Annotated in this window: 23 protein-coding genes, 1 tRNA gene and 1 pseudogene; 12 read left to right on the forward strand and 13 right to left on the reverse strand. The window is 57.3% G+C overall.

The features are described 5' to 3' along the window. Nucleotides 1–141 precede the first annotated feature (141 nt). Nucleotides 142–1,170, reverse strand: coding sequence for an RluA family pseudouridine synthase (locus tag QOL67_RS06975; RefSeq protein ID WP_283425242.1), 1,029 nt, complete (start codon nt 1,168–1,170; stop codon nt 142–144). Between QOL67_RS06975 and QOL67_RS06980 the strand changes: the two genes are divergently transcribed. From QOL67_RS06980 to QOL67_RS06990, 3 genes are all read left to right on the forward strand, one after another. After that, the gene (locus QOL67_RS06980) at nt 1,169–1,492 is read left to right on the forward strand and encodes a DUF6476 family protein (protein WP_283425243.1); all 324 of its coding nucleotides are present in this window, start codon (nt 1,169–1,171) and stop codon (nt 1,490–1,492) included. The two genes, QOL67_RS06975 and QOL67_RS06980, sit on opposite strands and share 2 nt — an antisense overlap. Before the next feature lie 346 nt (nt 1,493–1,838). Next, the gene (locus QOL67_RS06985; protein WP_283425244.1) at nt 1,839–3,416 is read left to right on the forward strand and encodes a peroxidase family protein; all 1,578 of its coding nucleotides are present in this window, start codon (nt 1,839–1,841) and stop codon (nt 3,414–3,416) included. Nucleotides 3,417–3,445: 29 nt separating this feature from the next. Further along, on the forward strand, nt 3,446–3,817 hold the full coding sequence (locus QOL67_RS06990) for a hypothetical protein (RefSeq protein WP_283425245.1): 372 nt from the start codon (nt 3,446–3,448) through the stop codon (nt 3,815–3,817). A gap of 1,317 nt (nt 3,818–5,134) precedes the next feature. On the opposite strand, the pseudogene QOL67_RS22040 reads toward QOL67_RS06990, so the two are convergent. Continuing rightward, nucleotides 5,135–5,923, reverse strand: a pseudogene (locus QOL67_RS22040) (AfsR/SARP family transcriptional regulator); the annotation flags it as partial. Further along, nucleotides 5,860–6,912, reverse strand: a complete 1,053-nt coding sequence (locus QOL67_RS07000) for a YcaO-like family protein (protein ID WP_283425247.1) — start codon at nt 6,910–6,912, stop codon at nt 5,860–5,862. The gene QOL67_RS07000 and the pseudogene QOL67_RS22040, both read right to left, overlap by 64 nt. A 148-nt stretch (nt 6,913–7,060) precedes the next feature. On the opposite strand from QOL67_RS07000, the gene QOL67_RS07005 reads away from it, so the two are divergent. Next, a complete protein-coding gene (locus tag QOL67_RS07005) occupies nt 7,061–8,446 on the forward strand; it encodes a hypothetical protein (RefSeq protein ID WP_283425248.1) in 1,386 nt (461 codons plus the stop codon). Between the two features lie 37 nt (nt 8,447–8,483). Further along, nucleotides 8,484–9,113 carry a hypothetical protein gene (locus tag QOL67_RS07010; protein ID WP_283425249.1) on the forward strand — a complete coding sequence of 210 codons (630 nt, stop codon included), beginning with the start codon at nt 8,484–8,486 and terminating at the stop codon, nt 9,111–9,113. A gap of 221 nt (nt 9,114–9,334) precedes the next feature. Here the strand turns inward: QOL67_RS07010 and QOL67_RS07015 are convergent. Both QOL67_RS07015 and QOL67_RS07020 read right to left on the reverse strand, forming a co-directional pair. Then, a tRNA-His gene (locus QOL67_RS07015) sits at nt 9,335–9,411 on the reverse strand. A gap of 42 nt (nt 9,412–9,453) precedes the next feature. Beyond that, nucleotides 9,454–9,942: a GNAT family N-acetyltransferase gene (locus tag QOL67_RS07020; protein WP_283425250.1), complete on the reverse strand. Its 489-nt coding sequence runs from the start codon at nt 9,940–9,942 to the stop codon at nt 9,454–9,456. 124 nt (nt 9,943–10,066) lie between these two features. Here QOL67_RS07020 and QOL67_RS07025 point away from each other — a divergent pair, with 124 nt between their 5' ends. After that, entirely contained in the window at nt 10,067–10,255 is a 189-nt protein-coding gene (locus QOL67_RS07025; RefSeq protein WP_283425251.1) for a DUF6324 family protein, read from the forward strand. A 74-nt stretch (nt 10,256–10,329) separates the two neighbouring features. On the opposite strand, the gene QOL67_RS07030 is transcribed toward QOL67_RS07025, so the two are convergent. Continuing rightward, a complete protein-coding gene (locus tag QOL67_RS07030; protein ID WP_283425252.1) occupies nt 10,330–10,797 on the reverse strand; it encodes an MmcB family DNA repair protein in 468 nt (155 codons plus the stop codon). A gap of 399 nt (nt 10,798–11,196) precedes the next feature. Here QOL67_RS07030 and QOL67_RS07035 point away from each other — a divergent pair, with 399 nt between their 5' ends. Beyond that, nucleotides 11,197–11,541 carry an ArsR/SmtB family transcription factor gene (locus tag QOL67_RS07035; protein WP_283425253.1) on the forward strand — a complete coding sequence of 115 codons (345 nt, stop codon included), beginning with the start codon at nt 11,197–11,199 and terminating at the stop codon, nt 11,539–11,541. Beyond that, complete coding sequence (locus QOL67_RS07040; RefSeq protein WP_283425254.1) at nt 11,516–11,953, forward strand: SRPBCC family protein; 438 nt, start codon at nt 11,516–11,518, stop codon at nt 11,951–11,953. The genes QOL67_RS07035 and QOL67_RS07040 overlap by 26 nt, the downstream gene beginning before the upstream one ends. 52 nt (nt 11,954–12,005) lie before the next feature. On the opposite strand, the gene QOL67_RS07045 is transcribed toward QOL67_RS07040, so the two are convergent. Beyond that, nucleotides 12,006–12,332 (reverse strand): hypothetical protein, encoded by a 327-nt coding sequence (locus QOL67_RS07045; RefSeq protein WP_283425255.1) that lies wholly within the window; start codon nt 12,330–12,332, stop codon nt 12,006–12,008. Between the two features lie 144 nt (nt 12,333–12,476). Continuing rightward, complete coding sequence (locus QOL67_RS07050) at nt 12,477–12,920, reverse strand: GFA family protein (RefSeq protein ID WP_283425256.1); 444 nt, start codon at nt 12,918–12,920, stop codon at nt 12,477–12,479. 90 nt (nt 12,921–13,010) lie between these two features. Here QOL67_RS07050 and QOL67_RS07055 point away from each other — a divergent pair, with 90 nt between their 5' ends. Further along, nucleotides 13,011–13,403, forward strand: coding sequence for a winged helix-turn-helix transcriptional regulator (locus tag QOL67_RS07055; protein ID WP_283425257.1), 393 nt, complete (start codon nt 13,011–13,013; stop codon nt 13,401–13,403). Nucleotides 13,404–13,413: 10 nt separating this feature from the next. Here the strand turns inward: QOL67_RS07055 and nusB are convergent, their stop codons facing one another. The 4 genes from nusB to QOL67_RS07075 all read right to left on the reverse strand — a co-directional run bounded on the left by nusB (nt 13,414) and on the right by QOL67_RS07075 (nt 16,514). Further along, a complete protein-coding gene (gene nusB / locus QOL67_RS07060) occupies nt 13,414–13,884 on the reverse strand; it encodes a transcription antitermination factor NusB (protein ID WP_283425258.1) in 471 nt (156 codons plus the stop codon). Next, nucleotides 13,881–14,432, reverse strand: coding sequence for a 6,7-dimethyl-8-ribityllumazine synthase (locus tag QOL67_RS07065; protein ID WP_283425259.1), 552 nt, complete (start codon nt 14,430–14,432; stop codon nt 13,881–13,883). The genes nusB and QOL67_RS07065 overlap by 4 nt, the downstream gene beginning before the upstream one ends. 3 nt (nt 14,433–14,435) lie before the next feature. Beyond that, nucleotides 14,436–15,557, reverse strand: coding sequence for a 3,4-dihydroxy-2-butanone-4-phosphate synthase (ribB, locus tag QOL67_RS07070; RefSeq protein ID WP_283425471.1), 1,122 nt, complete (start codon nt 15,555–15,557; stop codon nt 14,436–14,438). Nucleotides 15,558–15,794: 237 nt separating this feature from the next. Further along, nucleotides 15,795–16,514 (reverse strand): glutathione S-transferase family protein, encoded by a 720-nt coding sequence (locus tag QOL67_RS07075; RefSeq protein WP_283425260.1) that lies wholly within the window; start codon nt 16,512–16,514, stop codon nt 15,795–15,797. Nucleotides 16,515–16,664: 150 nt separating this feature from the next. Between QOL67_RS07075 and QOL67_RS07080 the strand changes: the two genes are divergently transcribed. From QOL67_RS07080 to QOL67_RS07090, 3 genes are all read left to right on the forward strand, one after another. Continuing rightward, nucleotides 16,665–17,912, forward strand: a complete 1,248-nt coding sequence (locus QOL67_RS07080; RefSeq protein ID WP_283425261.1) for a membrane dipeptidase — start codon at nt 16,665–16,667, stop codon at nt 17,910–17,912. Nucleotides 17,913–18,092: 180 nt separating this feature from the next. Further along, nucleotides 18,093–18,806 (forward strand): MBL fold metallo-hydrolase, encoded by a 714-nt coding sequence (locus QOL67_RS07085; protein ID WP_283425262.1) that lies wholly within the window; start codon nt 18,093–18,095, stop codon nt 18,804–18,806. Further along, the gene (locus tag QOL67_RS07090; protein ID WP_283425263.1) at nt 18,803–19,549 is read left to right on the forward strand and encodes an MBL fold metallo-hydrolase; all 747 of its coding nucleotides are present in this window, start codon (nt 18,803–18,805) and stop codon (nt 19,547–19,549) included. The genes QOL67_RS07085 and QOL67_RS07090 overlap by 4 nt, the downstream gene beginning before the upstream one ends. A 97-nt stretch (nt 19,550–19,646) precedes the next feature. Here QOL67_RS07090 and sigZ read toward each other — a convergent pair whose 3' ends face one another. Further along, nucleotides 19,647–20,192 (reverse strand): RNA polymerase sigma factor SigZ, encoded by a 546-nt coding sequence (gene sigZ, locus QOL67_RS07095; RefSeq protein ID WP_283425264.1) that lies wholly within the window; start codon nt 20,190–20,192, stop codon nt 19,647–19,649. Nucleotides 20,193–20,239 lie beyond the last annotated feature (47 nt).

The following is a 20,239-nucleotide window of genomic DNA, read 5'->3' on the forward strand; positions in this document are numbered from 1 at the left end:
CAATGTAGGACGCTCACAGACCGTTTCAACCAGCACGCGCAAATTTCTGACTCCTAGAGTAAGGTTTTTTGCAGATCCATACTATGACAGTCGCTGTACTTCACGTGCATGTGCGTTTTGTTGCAGCCGCAAATCCGCCAGTCACGCGCCGCCAAGATCGGCAATCAACTGCGTCATATCCTCCGGCAACGGGGCTTCAAACCGCAAATCTTCGCCGGTCACGGGATGCTCAAAGCCCAACACCGCCGCGTGCAACGCTTGCCGTTCAAAAGACTTTGCTGCCATCACCCCTTTGGGTCCAATGGCCTTCTCCGCCAGCTTGCGTCGCCCGCCGTATACCGGATCGCCAATCAACCCGTGCCCTGCATGGGTCATATGCACGCGAATTTGGTGTGTACGTCCGGTTTCCAGCCAGCACTCCACCAAACAGGCCACGGCCGGGTCACCAAGCGGTTCCACAATCCGCACACGGGTCACCGCATGCCGTCCGCCTTCAAACAACACCGCCTGTCTCTGGCGGTCGGTCTTATGCCGCGCCAAATGAGTGGTGACTTTCATGATGTTGCCTGGCTCAAAATTCACGCCACGCACCCCGCGCAGGCGTGGGTCATTGGCATCTGGCACCCCGTAACACACCGCGCGGTAATAGCGCTCTACGGTGTGCGCTTCAAACTGCGCCGCCAGGCCTTGATGGGCCGCATCGGTCTTCGCCACAACCAGCAAGCCGCTGGTTTCTTTATCGATCCGATGCACAATCCCAGGCCGCTTCATCCCCCCCACACCAGACAGTGTGTCGCCACAGTGATGCAAGAGCGCATTCACAAGCGTGCCATTGGGCGTCCCAGGGGCCGGATGCACCACCATGCCAGCGGGCTTGTTGATCACAATCAGATCGTCATCTTCCCAGATCACATCCAGCGGGATGTCTTCTGGCCCAATGTGACTGTCTTCGGCAACCGGCACGGTGATCGCAACCGCCTCACCGCCAGCCACCTTGTGTTTGGGATCATTCACAACAACGCCATCCAAAGTGACGCTGCCCCCTGCGATCAGCTTGGCAAGCCGGGTGCGGCTCAAGCTCGCTTCCACTGGCACATCCCGCGAAAGCGCCTTATCAAGGCGCTTGGGCGGATTTTCCGCAATCACAAATTCTACAAGGGCCTCTGCCATGGATGAGTCTCCGGAACCAATTGAACCCGCCAACCTCCGCTTTCTGCGCCTGCTGGTGACAGGGCTGACGGTGGTGATGATGGTCGGGCTTGTAACCGTGGTTGCACTGATTGTCATGCGCTTCCGTGATGACGGTCCCATCTTACCAGAAAACCTTGCTTTGCAAGACGGAGTGATGGCCCAAGCTGTGACCATGGGGGACGGCTGGGTGGCCGTTGTTACGGATGACAACCGCATTCTGATTCACGATCGCATTACCGGCGCATTGCGCCAGGAAGTGGTTCTGTCTCCCGAGGCGTTTGGAGTGTCTGTGAGCGAATAGGCTGGGGTTTAGCCCTCACCGGCTTTGGAAACAAAATCGCAACAGACCTAGCATTATCCCACAAACAGAAACAGATTTCGCACTTCCACACGCCCCTCCAATTGCTTCCCTGCAATTGGAGGCCAGTCGCCCTGCTAGAAACATCAGTCTCGGCAACCGCGCTTTGAGTCTTTTGGCCGTTAACAAATCGTGATTCCGTTAATTTCTCCGCATCACATGTGACGCAGTTCGGCCAGTTTTCCCCTTATTTTGTTCGTAAACACGCGTGTTTGCGCGAGTTTGATTGATTTTATCTCAAATTCGAAATTCCCGATAAAGTGGTGTCAGCAACCAAAAGGACTGAGCCATGTCGCACCGTGACCTCGAAATCGATGATGTCTTCGCCGCAACCGGTGACACATCACAGCCGTCACCTCTCACCGAAGAGATGACGGTCTATCTGGCGACATTGCTCAACAACAACAACAGCACAACCAACGCTTCCAAAGGCTTCCTCAACCAAGCACAGGGCGCCCATCTCGGCGTGCCCGCTGGCTATTCCTATCTGTTCCAACTCGCGGGCCATGATCTGGTGTTCAGCTCTCTGGTGCCCCGCGCCTTTGACGATATCGGCGGACGGTCCCAAAACCTGCGCCAGGAGAAACTCGCGCTGGAAACTCTGTTTGGAGGTGGCCCGATTGTCTGCCCGCACGCTTTCGACATGCAACATCAGGACGGCACGCACCGGTTACGTCTGGGCAAATTCCGCCCCGCCGGGCGCATGTCTGATGACCGTTTGTCCCCGTCAGCAGATCTGCCCCGCAATCGCTACAGCGCTGATAGTCCAGACGCTGACGGGCCCTTTACCGACGTGCTGATCCCGGACTCGCGCAACGATGACAACAATATCCTCGCCCAGCTCACCGCGTTTTTCCATGCGGTCTACAACACACTTGTGGCGCATACAGCGACGGCTCAGATGCCTGGCACCGGGGGCCCTATCCCGCCACATCACCGCGCCCGCGTCGCGCGACTGGCCACGGCACGCCTCTACCGTCGCGTCCTACGCCACGACCTGTTGCCGCGCATCATGCCTGCGAACGTCTTGGCCCTGTTTGACGCCAACGCCGGTCTGGACCCCCTTGGACGCACGCCCTCTGAGACAAATGACCTCTTCGCCTATGGCATTGCCCGCATGGCGCACAGCATGGTGCGCCCGGAGTATATGCTGAACAATGGCGTCGATGGTCATGATCTTGGCGAGGTCGATCTGCGAAAAATCATCAACCATTCGTCGCTGCATGAGCCCGGTATGGTGCCCACCCCAATTGACTGGAAGATCGACTGGGCTCTGTTCTTCACCGCCCCCGGCGCGCAGTTGCCAAACAACTTCAACTGGGCGATCCGCTTTGGGCCACATACAGCAGATGGCATGACGCTTGCCACCGCTGGCAAGCCCACCAAAGGCAGCTACCCCGCGGGCACCGCGATGCGGGATCTTTTGCGCGAAAAATGGATTGGTTTGGGCCGGGTGCAAGACCTGATCCAATCGGCCGCCGCCGCGCTCACGGCACAGGGCGTCGCCGTGCCTTTTGACGCGGCCACACATTACAACCGCATCGCCACTACCGGCATGGCTGCCCTCGAGGCCGCTGTGCGTCCGGGCCACAAACCGCCCATGTCAGATGCGGACAAGGCAACCATCACCGCCAACTTGCCGCTGGTCACATTCCTAGCGTTGGAAGCGCAAATCGATGGCAACAATGGCGCCACCTACGGCCCGCTTGGCGGTCTTATCCTCGGCGCGGCCTTTGCCCCGGTCTTTGGCGATGACACGCCGTCCAGCACAGACGCTCACTTCGCCCAAGCCCTCGAAATTGCCGCCTATGGCAGCACGCCAATCCGCGACATGCCCACGCTGGTCGCGGCCACCCCCATTACCTGAAAACACTGTTCAAACAAGGAGGACGAACAATGGATCCCTATGAAATCAAAATCAAAAACTACCTGAAGATGGGTGAAATCTTGCAGGGTTGGGCGCGCAATGCGGACACGGTGCCACAAACCGTCGGCGACTTCCGAGACCAAGTGCCCAGCAACGTTGCAGAACTGGCCGAGGAATTTGCCAGCGAAGATCCGCTTAAAATCTTCAATGCGCCGGATCAGAAAGTGGTGAGCATCATGTTGCCACATCCCGACGACCTCGATCTGCCACCGCCCAGCCCTTATACACTGCCGGATTTTTACGACGAAGCCTACGACGCGACATTGGTCACACCATCGGAAGAGGAACATAACTTCCGGTCCAAACGCATCGCAGATTACGCCTTGCGCAAATGCGTGTGACGGGCGCTTAGTACATTAGGATTTGCCGGGATCCAATTGATATCCAAGAGCAATTTTGTCGCTTTGAATCAAATCTGGCACCGGCATATCCGCCAATCGCAACCCGTCCCGCAATGCAAGCCAGACCTTGCGATTGCGGATCGGGAAGCCGGACACCAACCAACGTGTGATTTCGGCCCGCTCAGGCGGTGCTTCGGCCACCCAATTGGACCGCGCAATGCTTTCAAACCGCCGCGCCACCGAAGCCGCCTCAGGCAAGCGCCCGACCAATCCCAATGCGGAGGCGTGCCAGGCGGGCACGTCGTGAGAAATCTCATCTGATTTCTCAGACGCCGCGATACAGCCCTCATAATCCCCTGCCATAAACCGGGAGGCCGCGACATAGCTCCAATGCGACGGCTGCAGGCGGAAATTCAGCTTAAACAGCAGATCGAGCAGGCGGTTTGAGGCGTCAAGTTGATCACAAAAGGCCAGCCCCACCGCGGAGGACGTCATCGTCCAAGGGTCATTTTCATTGTACTGAAACGCCAGATCAAAGGCCAATTCCGCCTGCTCAAACTGCCGCGACATCGCCGCTGACCACCCCATGGCCAACTGCCCTCGGCTATCCATCGGGTCCAACTCAATCGCCCGTCGTGCCAGCCGCAGCCCTTCGACATGTAGATCAGGCGAACTGTAGAGCCCGGGAAAGGAAATCTGACGCATATTCTCAATCGATGCGCGGCTCGAATAGGCCCGGCTGAACTCCGGGTAGTCGCGGATCAGCGCGTCAAGCAACCCCTCCGCGGTCTTCCATCCCTCAAGCGTAAACTGCAGAATATACCCCTGCGCCTCAACCCAACGCTCGTACGCACTTGGTGCGGTCTTGTTGGTGGCATTCAGCGGTCCTTTGAAAGCCGACAGATGCAGGTTCAACGCCACCGCCAGTCGTTCCGCCGCCCCCGGCCCTTCAGCCAAAGCCATCTGTCCTGCGTCGCTCAGCGCCTCAGACCACAACAGCTCGCCCGTACTGCGATCAGACAGGACCGCGCGGCAGGTCAAATTGTTGCCACGGACCTGCGGTTGCAACACCAACGAATAGCTCGCGGCGCCCGACTCACCTACAGGGGCATTTTCCGCCATCAATGACGCATCAAAAATCTGCCATTCACGGAATCTGGAGAGATTGGCACAAAGCGCTTGGCGCAATGCTTCGGCCTCACCCGTCCGCTCCGCCGACAAATGGCCGTAGCTCGGCTGTGCCACAACAATCACCGGCCGTAAGGTCTTGGACACCGGCGCACTCATTGGCGACTTGATGTCGACCACAAGTTGCTGAGTTTCCTCAGAAGGCTCCTCGCCATACTCCTGATCCAACAGGCTCCACAGCGACTGGTACACGGTCAGTGCATTCGCCATTTGACCACTCTGCCAATACGCTTTGATCAACCGCCGCGCGGCGCCTTCGTCGGCTGGGTCCATGCTGGCCACAAACCGCAGGACGTCCAGGCGCTCTTCCGGCGAGGCCGCTGCATCTGCCGTCGCGTTTAGTCGGTGCCGCATCACCCCGCAAACATGCTGAACCGAGTCCTTCACCCGCACCGAAAACATGTCGTTGATCTCGACTTGGTCGCGATCAAATTGCGCCAGCTTTTGGGGATCTATCCGCAAAATCGGAGCCATGTCTCCGCGATCCGCCGCATCAAGCAGCACATCCAGATCCACATCAACCCGCTCTTGCGCGAGCCACACATCGCTGCGATCGCTAAAAATGCCGTCAAATCCTGCATCATGCAGGGCAGCTTTTAGCGCCCAAACTGCGTTGCGCAGGCTGGTCTGCGCCGCCGTCTCTGAGCTGTCCGGCCACAGAACACCGCGCAGTTTTTCCCGCGTCATGCGCAAATCAGGTGACAAGGACAACAGCACCAAAATGGCGGCGGCTTTTTTCTTTTTGATCTCAACACGCCCGCCGTCACAACGGGCCTGAAACCCGCCGACTACGTCAATCCGAAGCCGCTCCGACGCTGTGTCAGGCGCTGCAAAATTGGTCTGGTCCCGCTCCATTAGTAAAGAGGCCCCTGCGTCCGTCGTTTTTTCCCAAAAAGCGCCGCCTGCAACCGTGGGCATACGTGAATTTCCCGGCCACTCTGCAAAGCTGTGCTCGTCGCTTTGATGACCTGAAATACCCCCTCAACACAACCCAGATCGACAATACCGACATCGCTTTTGGCACAAACCGCACCCCATTCCTCTTTCGCGATCACACCCCGCATTTGAACCTGCGCCTCAAGCGCGGTTTTCTGCGTCACAAATGCAGCGTTAAACTGGTCCAATGTAAGTGTGTTGACGGTCAGAGTTGCCCCCCCGTCCTTAGGCAAGACGTTCCGAGAGACGTCCAACTGGCGCCCAAACTCCGCCGCTCCCAGTTCGCGCACCGCAGACACCACTGCATCCCTTAAATGCGCGCCCGCAGCAGCTCCAAAACAAAAGCCGCCGCCACTCTGATCAAACGAGGCCGCAACAACCGCAGGCACCTTCGTGTCACAGGTCACATCCAACACCCGTGTCTGACGCTTTGCCCGATGCCCAATCCCCTCGGCCACGAGCGCCTCAACACCCAACAGCTCCACAGCCTCTGTAGCTCCAGCCCACCAATGCGCCGCCGCGTCCCGTTCAAACAGCTCCAACACGCCGTGCCTTTGCGCCGCATCGACGTCCGTGTGCACCGCCAAGCCTTCGGAAAACCCAGCTGTCTCAGCCTCTGACGTAGGCAAAACCGATCGCGCCACAGGCGTTGCGTTCAGTCCCTGCCAGTCGCAAGCCAGAACAGGCGCCCGCTCCGGCAACTTGCCCAAATAGGTGCGAAGCCCAACTTGCTCGGCGGCTTCTCCGGCCAATCGTACCAATGCCGCATCAACAGCGTCTCCTGCGCCTGAAACCGGCGTGCCATCCGGCAAAACACCCCCGGCAATCACCAGCGCAGGCACACAAGAAGGACGCCCGACAAAAACATAGTCCAACCGCCTTAGAACCGGCGCGCAAAACCCTGGCGTTGCTTTTGGCAACACCATCTCGCCAGACGCAGACCGCTCGTACTCCCGCAGTTCCGTGAACATCCCGCCCCGATTCCCCTCACAACACGCCAAAACACACCGTCAATCACCCGCTCCAGCCCCAAGGATACAAGGTAATTCCCGCAAATCACGCAAGAATAACGGTGGCTCTGGCACATTTGTCTCAAAGACGACCAAACTGGAGGATCCAATGTCCCGCCCCCGCCCAACAGAGACCACAACAGCAGCCCAAACCGCCACCAACGACGCCCACAAAGAGGCGTTGGAAGCGCTGCGCGACATGTATTGTGATCGTACTGACGTGACCGGCTATGACATTGGCTTCAAACGTGTGGGTGGGCTGGCGACCAACAAGCTATGCTTACGTGTGCATGTACATTCCAAATTGCCCGAAGACGAACTTGATCCGGGCAACCACATCGTGCGCCGAATCAATGGCTTTCCTGTCGATGTGGTTGCCAGCACCTACAAAGTGCATCGCGACCAAGGGGATGGGCAAGGCAGCTATACCACCACTTTACTCTCTGGAAGCCCCTGCCAACGTCGCGGGGCCCATGGCGGCACCATTGGCGCGATTGCCATTGACCGGTCCACTGGCTCTGCCGGGATTCTGTCCAACTGGCATGTGCTGTCCTCGCCAGAAGGCGCCGACAGCGATCTGGTTTATGGCGGCAAGACAACCGATCTGCCCATTGCCCGTTTGAGCAAATCCATGTTGTCGCGCCATGGCGATGCCGCTTTTGCGCCTTTGACCGGCGCAACCCCGTGGCAGCCCACATTGAAACACCTCAATCTGACCTTGACCGGCGTGGCACCGGCGGCCTTGGGGCGTAATCTATACAAATATGGCCGCACCACCGGCCTGACCCATGCCCGCGTGGATGGCATTGGCACATACAAAGTTGTGCACAGCCATGCTGATGGCCGCCGTAAAACTGTCGAGGTCGACGGATTCCGTCTTGTTCCACAAGACATTTCGGCCCCGATGGCAGCCCTGTCCCTGCCCGGTGACAGTGGCGCCTGCTGGGTAGACCCGGACACGGGCGCTGCCGTCGGTCTGCATATGGCCGGAGAAGGTGATGACTGGCCTGGTGGCGACTGTGCCTTGGCCTGCCACATGGACAGCGTGCTGGAGCGGCTGGATCTGCGATTGGCAACCCTGTGTGACCTGCCCAAACAGACGATCTCGGACGGTGCAACCGGCCTCCCAAAAATCGCGCCTCCCCTGCATATGATGATGCGCCCTACGCATTCCTTTGCCCCTCAGAGCATCTCGGATCCACAGCGGGTGTTCAGTGTGCAAGGCAACATTTGGGCCGAGTTCCTGCGCACCATGCTGACACAACATCCGGAATTTTCTCAGGTGCCGTTCGACATCGAGGACGCCGTGGCTGACTACTTTGGCTACGGCACTTCCGGCGAAGCGCTGCACACAATCATCCTCGCCTCCGCAGAATTCCTGCGCGACGGCGCAGTACCCGACATCGACGTGCTGACCAAAGAGGTGACCTTCCGTGGCGTGTGTTTCCGCATTGCAGAGGCGTATCGCGCCCGTGGCTATTGCATCACCGCCTAGGCCGCAGCTCGCTGATTTGCCAGAGGATTCCGCCCGCATGAGCCAACGTATTTACGCCATCGACACGGTGACGCTAACCCAGCAAGAGGGCCAATCACCCAACCTGTTGGTTCAGGTGCAGGCCAGAGCTGTCTCCTCCGGCTGGCGCGCGCCAACCTTGGCATTGCACCGTTACCGGCAGCCGCCAGAGGACGGTATTTTGTCCTTTGATTTGATCGGTACCGCACCGGATTCACTTAGCACCACGCTGCCTGTGCTCACTCATACCTGCGCTGACACAGTTTTGCCTGATGTGGACCTTGCCAACTATTGGGGCCCGGACCAGCCGCTAGTTGGGGTGCGCTGTCATGCACAAAGCAACACCAAATTGGCGCTTCTGCAACCCAAACTTGGCATTCCAGAAGTCACCCTGATCCCCAAGATCACCATGTCAGAGGATTTTTGCCCCCAGTTTTCCCGGGATATTCGCCCGCTGTTTCGCCCCTATGACATTGCCATGATGATCATGGTGCGCGATTTGGACCTCGGGTCTTATGAAGCCGTGAGCCAACACGGAGCGTTGATTTTATCGCGCCTGAAAGATGGCAGCATGCCCAGCGACGGCCCTTGGCCCGCTAGCGACATCGCGCTGTTTGAACAATGGCTGGCACAGGGCAAAGCACCTTAGAAACCAAGCGCGGCAAAGCACACAAACGCCACGTTCCTCCCTGTTGATGGGTCATCCCCCCATCAACTGCTGTTGAAACACTTACATCCCCATTGGTGTTTCGACATCCGGGGCGGTTGCCGGGTCTGTCCCCCCGCAACCGCCCCAAATATTTTGGGACGCAAATAGCCCACGACACCACATGCGCAGGCAAATTGTCTTCAAATGGATGGGGGGGGGGGTGGTACCGCCTCCCCGGCTCGAACGGGGGACCCCTGGTTCCACAAACCAGTGCTCTAACCAACTGAGCTAAGGCGGCAACAAGGGCGATTTACCGCCCCCGTTCGGGGATTGCAAGCATCTAAAACACAATTTTGTAGGTTTGTTCGATCAGATCGCAACCAAAGCTTTGCGCCGGCTTCTCCGCCTCAAGCGCAAAGCCGTTTTTTTCATAGAGCGCACAAGCTGCCACGTGGCTTTTGTGCGTCCAAAGCGTCAAACCATCATAGCCTACGCCGCGCGCATACCCCAAACAGGTGTCCAGCAAATGTTGCCCAAGACCGAATCCCCGCGCCTGTGGCATCACCAGAAACAACCGTAATTTGGCCCAGTTTGTTTGCGGGCCTTGTACGCAAAAAATGCTGCCCAGCCTGTGGCCATCCCGATCCGCGACCCAGCCCTGCTCCCGCGTAGGATCGTGATCCAAGAGAAACCGCTTCAGGATGGTTTCCACCAGCGGTCCAAAGCTGTCGTCAAAGCCTTCGTCGCGCGCATAGAGCGTGGCATGGGCCTCCACCAGCCAATCCAGATCAATCTCTTCAAATGGACGAACAGCGATACTGCCAAGCATTTTCCCCTCCCCGCCCTACACGGGACGGCCCGCATTCTTGCCTTTGGGTCACGATCAGGATACCCGATTTGGCAACATATGAGAACGCAGCCCTTCGGGGCCCCAAATCCGCCAGGAGATCACCATGGGCATCAACACCGAAAGCGACATCGAAGCCAACCTGCAGATCGGCCCAACCGATCAGGGGTTTGTGCGTATTTTCATCGAAGGCGAGGGCATTGAAATTCCGATGGATTTTGACCCTGAAGAAGCCGAAGAAATTGCCGAGGAAATCCGTGCGGCTGCCGCCACGGCACGCCAGATGGCCAAGTAAACGCAGTGGAGGGGCCAGCCCCTCCGGCACAGCCCGCTGTGCCACCTCCCCGGGGTATTTGGGGAATATGAATGTTAGGGGGTCTCATCCGGCATTGGTGCCAGTTTGGGATCTCGGAATCGCTGCAGACGTCGTGCCGCGTCCGTAGCAAACTTCTGGATCATCTTTTTGCGCCGCGCGGGGGCCAGTTTCTCCTCCGGTGCCATACGGATGATTTCCGCATCATAAGCATCAGCAAAGATCAACCCCGTGCCCTCTGGCAGCAAATCTGTGGGGAACTCCGTGTCCACCGCCCAGAAATACCGGTCACACCACTCCAGATAGCCCTGCCATTTACTGTCAGACTGAAAATCTGCCCGGCTGGATTTGCACTCAATCACCCAAAGCTCACCTTTGGGGCCAAGCGCCATCACATCCACGCGCAGCCCCCGCGCGGGCACAAATTCCTCAATGGACACATAGCCATGGCTGCGCAGATGGCGGCTCACACCACGCGCAAGAAGCTGTCCCGCCTGTAAGGTCTGTGGTGGTGTATCATCCATACACCCAACGTGAACATTTAGAGAACAAAATGCAAGTCGCAATTTTGGTCCAGCCCCTTGCGCCACGCCGATGGCAGGCATAGATAGAAAGGCGGCGGGTTCTGCCCTTCTCGTAATTCGGTTGCATTCCGGTGGCCTTAAGCAATTCCGAGGGAGCTGGCTCTGTTCTGGTCCTGGCCTGATTACCTGGCGCCCACCTGTACATACAGGTCCTCGGGAATGAGATAACCCTACGGCTGCGTTTGCGGGCCCGCCACTTTTCCTTTGCAGCTCTGCTCAAACACCCCTTCCACAGGGAGCCCGCATCACGCCCGGTACATCATAATTGACGCTTGACTCAATACCAAATGGTATCATATATATTGAGATACCAAATGGTATCACTTATGCGAGACAGCTATGCCCGACCACCTGCAACCCGTGTTCCGCGCCCTAGGCGACCCCACCCGCCGCGACATCCTGCGTCTATTGGGCCAGGAACCGATGACCATCGCCGAAGTGGCGGACAACTTCGACATGACCCGCGCAGCTGTGAAAAAGCACCTCGTGGTGCTCAGCGACGGCGGCCTGATCGAGGTTGCCCCACGCGGCCGAGAAAAGGTCAATTCTCTCAACGCCTTGGCGCTCAAACCTGCACTGGAATGGATAGGTTGGTTTGACCAGTTCTGGGACGCGCGTCTCGACGCCTTGAAAACCGCAATTGAAAAGGAAACGACTGATGACACTGGACACAACAATGGCTGAACTCTCCCAAGACACCACCATTCGCAAATCGGTCTTTCTGGCCGCACCAAAGGCCCGCGTCTGGGACTTCCTGACCAAAGCTGACTTGCTCAACGAGTGGTTCCATCCAGCTGAAAAAGACCTCGCAAAGGGTGAAGACTACACGCTGAGGTCGCAGAAAGATGGCGATCGCATGTGCTGGGGCAAAGTGGTGGACGCCACCCCGCATGACTACATGAAGTGGGATTTCACTGTGGGGCCAATGAATGGCCAAATGTCTTCGGTGGAATGGGAACTCGCGGACGCCCCCGGCGGCACACGGTTGACGTTGATCCATTCCGGCCTACCCACCAATGTCGATGGCTTTGGTTTGGTCATGGCGCTCGACAAAGGCTGGCACGGCTTTTTGGCCAACCTGCACGACATGCAGTGACCAAAACAAAAGCGCCCCAAATGCGGGGCGCTTTTTAAACTTGTTGAAGGAGTTAGCGACGGATCTGGCGCGACTGCGGCTTGCGGTCAATCTTGACCGGCACGGGCTCCGCCAGCATCACCGGCAGCGCGCTGCGCTTGCCACCACCCGGATGGTCATCCTCTTTCATACGCATGATTGCGATGCCAAATTGCACGCCGGCAAACACAATCCCGTTGAGCACCCACATCACGACAACCGCCAGAATGCCTTCCGAACTACCGCTCACCAGATGCCAGAGATTGGCAATGTTGAAGTAGAGCAGCATCGTCACAAAAGCGGCGGAAATGGCAAATCCGATAGCCACTTGGCGAATATAGAGCGAAATCAGCTTTGGCATGGCAGTGCCTCCTCAAACACCATTAAACGGCAGCCCCATCAAAACGGCAAGTCACAGCTGCGCGACACGCGCCACAATGACACAGGGCAGCCCGCTTTGCGGGCCACCCTGCCCCACCGTCCTTAACAACTGTTTAAAACAGCTTCACTCCGCCGCCATCATCTCTGCCATAACCTCTGGCGGAATCTCAGCCTCAAACCCCATCAGCTTTTTGTCGACCGGATCAAAGGCCGTGGCGCGTTTGGTCCACACCACGAGCTGGGCTTCCAATTTCTCCGGCTGATCCACAACCGACGCCCGCAGGAAAATGTTCCCCGGCCGCGCGGCGTTAGTGGAGTACACCGGTGATCCACAGGTGCCGCAGAAATGCCGGCTCACCAAATTACCACTGTCCGCCGGTTTCTCAAACGCCGTGACTGAGCCATTCAATGACAGCGCATCTTCACGCACCGCCACATGGGTGCAATGCCCCGTACCGCTGGACTTGCGGCAATCTTCACAATGGCAATGGCCCACCGCCATCGGCTCCATTTCGCTCTCAAATGTCACCGCACCACACAGGCAGCTTCCCGAAAATCCTACAGTCATACCATCTCTCCTCACTGAATATGCTTGACCCTAGAGTGAGTCGCTTGCAAAATGCAAGTGACTTCTCAAACAGGCATTGCGAGCCTCCAAATGACTAAGAAAAACAGATCAGGATGCCCGATTGCCTCTGGCCTTGAAATTGTTGGGGATCGTTGGACGTTGGTGATCCTGCGGGACATGCTCACCGGCAAATCCAAATATGCCGACTTTCTCGACAGTCCCGAAAAGATCACCACAAATATTCTGGCGTCACGGCTTTCGCAGATGGAAGAGAACGGACTTGTTTCAAGACGTGAATATCAAACGAATCCAAAGCGCTACAGCTACCACCTCACCCCAAAAGGCGCAGACTTATTGCCACTGGTGCAAAGCCTTACACGCTGGTCCAATGTGCATTTGTCGCACACCTGGACCCCGCCGGCCTATTTTATGGAAATGACACCGCAACAAGCGGCAGAGGCTGGCGCAAAACCGCCGGCCTGATTGGGCGACCTTAAAAGTCTTCCGGCTTGGCTTCGCGCGCCATGTGATCCAGCACAGCGTTCACAAACTTGCCCTCTTTCCCTTCGGGGAAAAACGCATTGGCAATGGCCACATATTCCGTGATCGCCACTTTGGCAGGGACATCACTCTGCAACAGTTCAGCGCCAGCAGCACGGAACAACGCCCGTATTGTCGGATCGATCCGGTCAATTGGCCAAGCTGCCACCAACGCACGGTCGGTCATTTGGTCGATTGGCGCCTGATAGTTCACCGCATCCTCAAGCGTTTTGCGGAAATGATCCACATCGCCCTCAATCATATCGGTAGCATCATCCACTTCGGCCCCAAACCGGTGATCCAAAAACTCCACCCGCACCTGATCCACCGTCTGGCCAGAGCTTTCCATCTGAAAGAGCGCCTGCACCGCATAAAGGCGGGAAGCGGATTTCATCTTACGTTTCTGGTTACCGGATAGGGTCATGCCGTTGGGTTGTCCTTGAGTTCGCCTGCCAGCTTGTATTCCTCAGCATCGGGCAAAAACCCAACGCTTTTGCGCTGAGCGCCCCACTTACGGCCCAATGCCACAAGATGCAAGGCCGCAGCTGCCGCCCCACCACCTTTGTTTTGATCTTCTGGATCTGCCCGAACTTCGGCCTGTGTGCGATTTTCCACGGTCAGGATGCCGTTGCCGATGCACAGACCTTGCAGGCCTAACATCTGAATGGCGCGACTGCTGTCGTTGCACACGGTTTCATAATGCGTGGTCTCGCCACGAATGACACAGCCCAAAGCGACATAGCCATCAAAGTTGCTCATGCGCTCAGCAATGCCAATCGCCGTGGGGATTTCCAGCGCGCCAGGCACCTGCACCACGTCATAGGTGCCGCCCGCAGCCTCGATCTCAGCCACAGCACCGGCCAGCATATTGTCCGCGATATCTTTGTAATAAGGCGAAATCACAATCGCGAGCTTCACCGGCTTATCAAATTCCGCACGTGGCATGATGTAGTGTTTTTCTGCGCCAGCCATGACTTATTCCTCCGTCAGGATTGGGCGGGTGCCCACAATGGACAGCCCGTAAGCGTCCAGACCAAGATACTTTGTTTGCGGGCTGTCTGTCAGCAGGATCAACTCTTTGCAGCCCAGATTGGACAGAATTTGCGCGCCCAAGCCTGTGCGCTTCACCGTGCGAGGGCCTTCATCCTCTTCGGCATAAAGGCTGTGACGCACTTCGCGGAACAGGCACACAACGCCCCGGCCCTCATCAGCAATTTTGCGCATCGCCGCAGGCAGCTCATTCACGGACTTCGGCCCCAGCCCCAGAACATCACTTGCCTCATGCAACGCATGGGTCCGTGTCAGCACCGGTTCAGGCGTTGTGATGTCACCTTTGATCATCACCACATGCTCAATGCCGTGGATCTGATCGGTGAAAATGCGCATGTCCCAATCACCGCCATATTCCGACGCCACCGTTTCCCGCGACGTTTCGACAACCTCGTTGTCCACACGCGAGCGGTAGGCAATCAAATCACTGATGGTGCCGATTTTGAGACCGTGTTTCTTGGCCACCTCAACCAGCTCCGGCAGGCGCGCCATGGTGCCGTCGTCGTTCATGATCTCACAGATCACCGCACTTGGGTGACAGCCCGCAAGACGCGAAATGTCCACGGAGGCTTCGGTATGCCCGGCCCGCACCAACACGCCACCGCGTTTGGCACGCAGCGGGAACACATGCCCCGGCGTAGCCAATGACGCCATCGTGTTCTGCTCGTTGATTGCGGTGGCAATGGTCAATGCCCGGTCACCCGCGGAAATCCCGGTGCTCACGCCTTCGCGCGCCTCAATCGACACGGTAAACGCAGTCTCATGGCGCGACGAATTGTTCACCGCCATCATCGGCAGGTCCAGATGGTCAATGCGTTCAGCGGTCATCGGCAGACAAATCAATCCCCGGCCATGTGTGGCCATAAAGTTGATCGCCGTCGCATCAGCAAATTCAGCCGGGATGATAAAATCCCCTTCGTTCTCGCGATCCTCATGATCCACAAGAATATAAATGCGGCCCTGACGAGCCTCTTCGATGATCTCTTCAATGGGGCTGATCGCGTCACGCAGGCTTTGCTCGACGGGTCCGGGATTTTCAAAGGACATAGCTGTCTCCGCTTGGTTGCGGCTGAGATAGCCCATGCGGACAACAAATAAAAGTGCAGCCACGACGCCCCGGCATTCAAAAACGCAACGACACTGTGCGCCAATGCGGAGCTTTCAGGATGTTAGCGCTCGCGCTTTGATCAGAAAGCAGGCTCAGCACACGCTAAGCCTGCCAAGGGGCGCTGCCCCTTCTAGTCAAAGCCAACTCATCCCCGGGATATTGGGGGAAGTGAATGCTCAGCAACATCCGCTGGTGGCAGTGCCACAACCACCGGACGCCGCAATCTGCTGCGATCCGGCATCGGTCATACCGCGCCCCAAGTACGTCACATCCGCAAGATAGAAAGTGGTAAAGGCCTCCTCGAAGTCCGCTGCGCCAGCCTTCTGTGCCAGCCCCGTCGCCATGATCGCTCGCTGCCACGCCTGAACTTTGGGGCGTCCCTCAAGGAAATCAAACCCGGTGTGGTCTTTGATGATCTGCGCCCGATGCAACAGCACCAACCAAGCGATATCAACCAACCCAATCTGCGCCCCTCCAAAAAACGGCCCGTCGCCAAGCACCTTTTCGATCTTGTCAAAGGCCGTGCCCAACTTGGCCGACTTCTCCGCCAAGGTCTCCGCGTCCCGGCTGCGCATGGTGCCACATTGCACAAGGTAGTTTTTGGCCGCCAAATAGCTCCACGCGCGGTTCAATGCCTTCTGTTCTAGCGAGACATCCGCCTCCAGAGGGGCATAAGCCTCCTCAATATATTCAATGATGGCCTCACTCTCAAACAACGCCACGCCGCCCTCAGTGACCATCACCGGCACCTGCCCGTTGGGCGAAATGTCCAAAAACCACTGCGGCTTGTCCGACAGCGAAATATACTCCACCTGATACTCCAGCCCTTTGGCCTCCAGCAGCGCGGTCACCCGTTGCACAAACGGGCAGATTTTGAAGCTCACAATTTTGATCATTGTCTGTGTCCTTTTGATCTCTCTGACGTGAAGACGCGCGGGACCGGAAAAAGACGACAGTTTTCGCAACCTTTTTTCAAACGCGCTTTGTGTTTGGCCAAACCCGCCACATACTGCTTTCAAATTTCACAGATTTATTTGGAGAGCCCTATGTCTTTGCGCACCGTGTCTTTTGCAGCCCTGACCGCCGCATGTCTGGCCCTGCCCGCCTTTGGCAGCGAAGAAAGCAAGACCTGGGAGGCAAGCCCAGAAGCCACGCAGTTTGTGAAAGACACCATCGTGCTTGGCATGTTGGCCAGCCCTTATGGCACCGGCTGGACAGACTATGAGCAGCTCCACACCTATTTTCAACGCGCGCGAGACAACGGCATCACCGGTCATGAAATGACCTTGGCCGCCGCTGACATGTCCTGGGAAACCTTTCTCGAGCAGCACTACCACTTCCGTGCAGCCATGGCGCAGCAGCCTGAAAACTACCTGATCGTGAACGAGACCCGCGATATTGAGGCCGCGCACCTACAGGGCAAAACCGCCGTGATCTGGAACAGCCAGACCGCGACCATCCTCAATGGCGACCTCAAGAAAATGGCGACGCTCAAGGACATTGGCGTGAAGTCGATGATCCTCGCTTATAACGACATCTTTCGCACCGGCTCTGGCCAATTGGCCGCCCAAAACGGCCGCGACATTGGGCTGACCCCTTGGGGCAAAAAGGTGATCGACGAGATGGTGCGCTTTGGCATCCTGCTTGATCTCAGCCACACCGGTTCCAAAACAGCCAATGACGCGATGGACTACATGGATGAAACCTACCCCGGTGTGCCCTATGTTTACACCCACTCGGTGCCGGCGGGCCTCTACAAAAGTGAGCCCAACGCCACACCACAAGGCTGCTACCGCAATATCCCCGATAACGAGGCCCTGCGCGCGGCCAAATCCGGCGGCTATATCTCGCCCACCTTCACAGAATGGATGCTGGATGGCATTTGGCCGGATGACATTTCCCCCAAACAAGCCGCCGACATGATTGACTACTATGTGAAACTGGTTGGCGTGGACCATGTGGGCATTGCCTCTGACGACATGTTCTCCACCGAACTTGTCGTCGCTTTCGCCACCGCCAATGCGGACATGTACAACGACGGTGGTTACATGATTGACGCGTTTAACAAAGGCGCCACTGGCAGTGGGGAGCTTGCCAGAATTCTGGCTGCCATCACCGATGATCTCTGGGCACGTGGCTATTCCAACGAGGACCTCGCCAAAATCTACGGCGGCAACAAAATGCGCGTCTTTGCGCAGGTCTGGGAAGGCAAACCACCGGAGCAGTTCTTGCAGGAATACCCGGAACGCCTGCGTCTGCGTCAGGAGCTTGAGGGCAAATTCTTCAACCGCTAGAAATGGCGAATGCGCTCAGCAAAACTCGCGTTCTTTCAACCAAAGCTAGCAAAACACGACAACAAGCGGGCCAGGTACCGCAGCCAAGCACCTGGTGCACAATTGGACCAAAGTAGCCTCACCATTCCGAACCTAAGTCAACCGGCGATATCCGGTCGAAATTTTTGAAAGGAACTCATAGTGAAACCATCCAATTTGTTGAAACGCGCCCTTGCTGGCGTAAGCGCCGCAACATTGGCCAGCTCCCTTCTGTTTGACGCAGCACTTGCAGAGCCCCCTCCAATTCAAGAGCCGTCCACCCCCGAAGACATCCAAGCCGCCCTCACCGGTGGTGTGCCTATGGGGCGTTGGAAAGAGGGGCTGACCTTTGAAGGTATCTCGCCTCAACCTTGGCTCCGGAGTGCCGCGAACTGGTTCCCCGGCACCGAAGATGTGCAGCCCAACGAGATGCGCATCATTTTTATGGGCTCCGCGCCTTTCATTCGACCGGGCCAAATGAACACCGCTATTCTGGTAGAGCTTGGAAACGGTAAAATTTTCATGTTCGACATCGGCGAAGGCTCTCCCGCCAACATCATCGCGGGTGGCTATGCGCTCAACCAGATCAGCGATGTGTTCATAACCCACCTGCACGTCGACCATTTTGGCGGACTGCCCTATCTGTGGATGTTTGGCACTTGGGCTGGCGGGTGGCATGAAAACCTGACCGTGCACGGCCCTTCCGGACGTACGGAGGAATATGGCACCGCCACGATGGTGGAGGGCATGAAGATGATGACCGGTTGGCATCGCGACGCCTTCAGCGTCTTCCCGGTTGGCAAAGGTTTTGACATCGAGGTCAACGAGTTTGATTTTCGCGACAACGGTGGCGTGTCTATGACGAAGACGGCGTGAAAGTCACCCACTGGCAGCGCAGCCACGCCAAAGACGGTGCCTCCGGTTATCGGCTGGACTGGAACGACTTGTGTTTCATCTGGACCGGCGACGGCCGCCCCAACATGATCGACATTCCTTTTGCCGAAGGCTGCGACGTGTTTGTCACCGAACAGCAGCAGGAAATTCTGGAAATTTCCTCTGGTGTTCAAGGGGTACCACCATTCCTTGGTCGCTACACCGTGGACACCCACCACACGCCAAGCTACGCGGCAGGCTACATTGCCAATCTGGTGCAACCACGGCTCTTGATGAACACCCACATGAGTTATGACCCCTACCAGATCGAAGAAACCGTGGCAGAAATCCGCGAGCACTGGAAAGGCCCCTACCACTTTGGGGCGCCCGACGGGATTGTAGTAAACGTCACCAAGGATCAAATCTGGGTGCGAGATGGCATCCTACCCCGGTTCCCCAACTCGCGCGCGCCGCAGTTCGACTTCAGCCATGGCCAGTTGGTGGTGCCACACCCACCTCACGCCCGCGAAGACATCCAGGAACCTTACGTGCGTGAGATGGAAATCGATCCCAAGCTCTACTACCCAGAAGGCTACCACCCCGAGCTGCTCACCGAATGGCCGGTGGACGGCGATTTGGTGGTGCCCATCGACCAGCTCCCCGACAACCTGAGGGACAGCATGGGGGCAGCCTGGCGTCTGCGTGAGAAAAATCAGGAAATCCTGAAGAACCAGTCGGACAATTGACCTGACAAATTGAAACGGCCCGGAGCTTTAACTCCGGGCCATTTTCTTTTGAGCGGTTACCTCTCAGGCAAACAGAATTTGATGCAGCCCCCCGCGCTCAACACTTGGGGCAAGCCGCCTCTTTCCGTGTTGCCGCAATGATCTCGCCGTTTGCACCTAATTCCATCGCACAACAGGCCCGATACTGTTCAGCCATTTTTCCCCGCGCGGCCTGCACGCGGGACTTAAGCGTGCTGTAAGCCAGCCCCATATTTGCGGCCACTTGTTTCTGGCTTTGTCCGTTCAGATCAATGGCGCGTAGCAATGCTGCGTCCTCATCAGACAACGCCGCCAAGAAAGATGCCACACAACCTTCCAAGTCTTTTAAAGCACCAGCCTCTTCCTCTGCGCCATACCACAAGTCATCCGCATTCACCGGCTGTGCCTTGGCACGCGCGCGGTAAAAATCCACGGTTGCGTTGCGCGCCACCTGAAACAGCCACGCCCTAAGTGCCGCCGGGTCCCGCACTTCGGACAAATGCGCATGCGTTTTAATCAGGATGTCCTGCAGCAGGTCATCCACATCCGCTTCATTGGCCACCCGCTTGCGCAGAAAGCCCCGAAGCGCGCCGCCATACTCTCGCCAAATCTGATCCAGATGCATCTCACCTGCCCTGTGCGTGTCTAGCCCAAAACTGGGAGGCTGGAGAT

The organism is Shimia sagamensis (assembly GCF_900182745.1).
GTDB lineage: Bacteria > Pseudomonadota > Alphaproteobacteria > Rhodobacterales > Rhodobacteraceae > Shimia > Shimia sagamensis.

Excerpts from the sequence above, each read along its gene's own strand:
- QOL67_RS07025 (WP_283425251.1), top strand. The coding sequence starts at position 10,067 with ATGGGCATCAACACCGAAAGCGACATCGAAGCCAACCTGCAGATCGGC.
- QOL67_RS07050 (WP_283425256.1), bottom strand. The coding sequence starts at position 12,920 with ATGACTGTAGGATTTTCGGGAAGCTGCCTGTGTGGTGCGGTGACATTT.
- QOL67_RS06990 (WP_283425245.1), top strand. The coding sequence starts at position 3,446 with ATGGATCCCTATGAAATCAAAATCAAAAACTACCTGAAGATGGGTGAA.
- QOL67_RS06980 (WP_283425243.1), top strand. The coding sequence starts at position 1,169 with ATGGATGAGTCTCCGGAACCAATTGAACCCGCCAACCTCCGCTTTCTG.
- QOL67_RS07040 (WP_283425254.1), top strand. The coding sequence starts at position 11,516 with ATGACACTGGACACAACAATGGCTGAACTCTCCCAAGACACCACCATT.
- QOL67_RS07065 (WP_283425259.1), bottom strand. The coding sequence starts at position 14,432 with ATGGCTGGCGCAGAAAAACACTACATCATGCCACGTGCGGAATTTGAT.
- QOL67_RS07055 (WP_283425257.1), top strand. The coding sequence starts at position 13,011 with ATGACTAAGAAAAACAGATCAGGATGCCCGATTGCCTCTGGCCTTGAA.
- QOL67_RS07035 (WP_283425253.1), top strand. The coding sequence starts at position 11,197 with ATGCCCGACCACCTGCAACCCGTGTTCCGCGCCCTAGGCGACCCCACC.
- QOL67_RS07080 (WP_283425261.1), top strand. The coding sequence starts at position 16,665 with ATGTCTTTGCGCACCGTGTCTTTTGCAGCCCTGACCGCCGCATGTCTG.
- QOL67_RS07045 (WP_283425255.1), bottom strand. The coding sequence starts at position 12,332 with ATGCCAAAGCTGATTTCGCTCTATATTCGCCAAGTGGCTATCGGATTT.
- QOL67_RS07010 (WP_283425249.1), top strand. The coding sequence starts at position 8,484 with ATGAGCCAACGTATTTACGCCATCGACACGGTGACGCTAACCCAGCAA.
- QOL67_RS07075 (WP_283425260.1), bottom strand. The coding sequence starts at position 16,514 with ATGATCAAAATTGTGAGCTTCAAAATCTGCCCGTTTGTGCAACGGGTG.
- QOL67_RS06975 (WP_283425242.1), bottom strand. The coding sequence starts at position 1,170 with ATGGCAGAGGCCCTTGTAGAATTTGTGATTGCGGAAAATCCGCCCAAG.
- sigZ (WP_283425264.1), bottom strand. The coding sequence starts at position 20,192 with ATGCATCTGGATCAGATTTGGCGAGAGTATGGCGGCGCGCTTCGGGGC.
- ribB (WP_283425471.1), bottom strand. The coding sequence starts at position 15,557 with ATGTCCTTTGAAAATCCCGGACCCGTCGAGCAAAGCCTGCGTGACGCG.
- QOL67_RS07020 (WP_283425250.1), bottom strand. The coding sequence starts at position 9,942 with ATGCTTGGCAGTATCGCTGTTCGTCCATTTGAAGAGATTGATCTGGAT.
- nusB (WP_283425258.1), bottom strand. The coding sequence starts at position 13,884 with ATGACCCTATCCGGTAACCAGAAACGTAAGATGAAATCCGCTTCCCGC.
- QOL67_RS06985 (WP_283425244.1), top strand. The coding sequence starts at position 1,839 with ATGTCGCACCGTGACCTCGAAATCGATGATGTCTTCGCCGCAACCGGT.
- QOL67_RS07030 (WP_283425252.1), bottom strand. The coding sequence starts at position 10,797 with ATGGATGATACACCACCACAGACCTTACAGGCGGGACAGCTTCTTGCG.
- QOL67_RS07000 (WP_283425247.1), bottom strand. The coding sequence starts at position 6,912 with ATGTTCACGGAACTGCGGGAGTACGAGCGGTCTGCGTCTGGCGAGATG.
- QOL67_RS07005 (WP_283425248.1), top strand. The coding sequence starts at position 7,061 with ATGTCCCGCCCCCGCCCAACAGAGACCACAACAGCAGCCCAAACCGCC.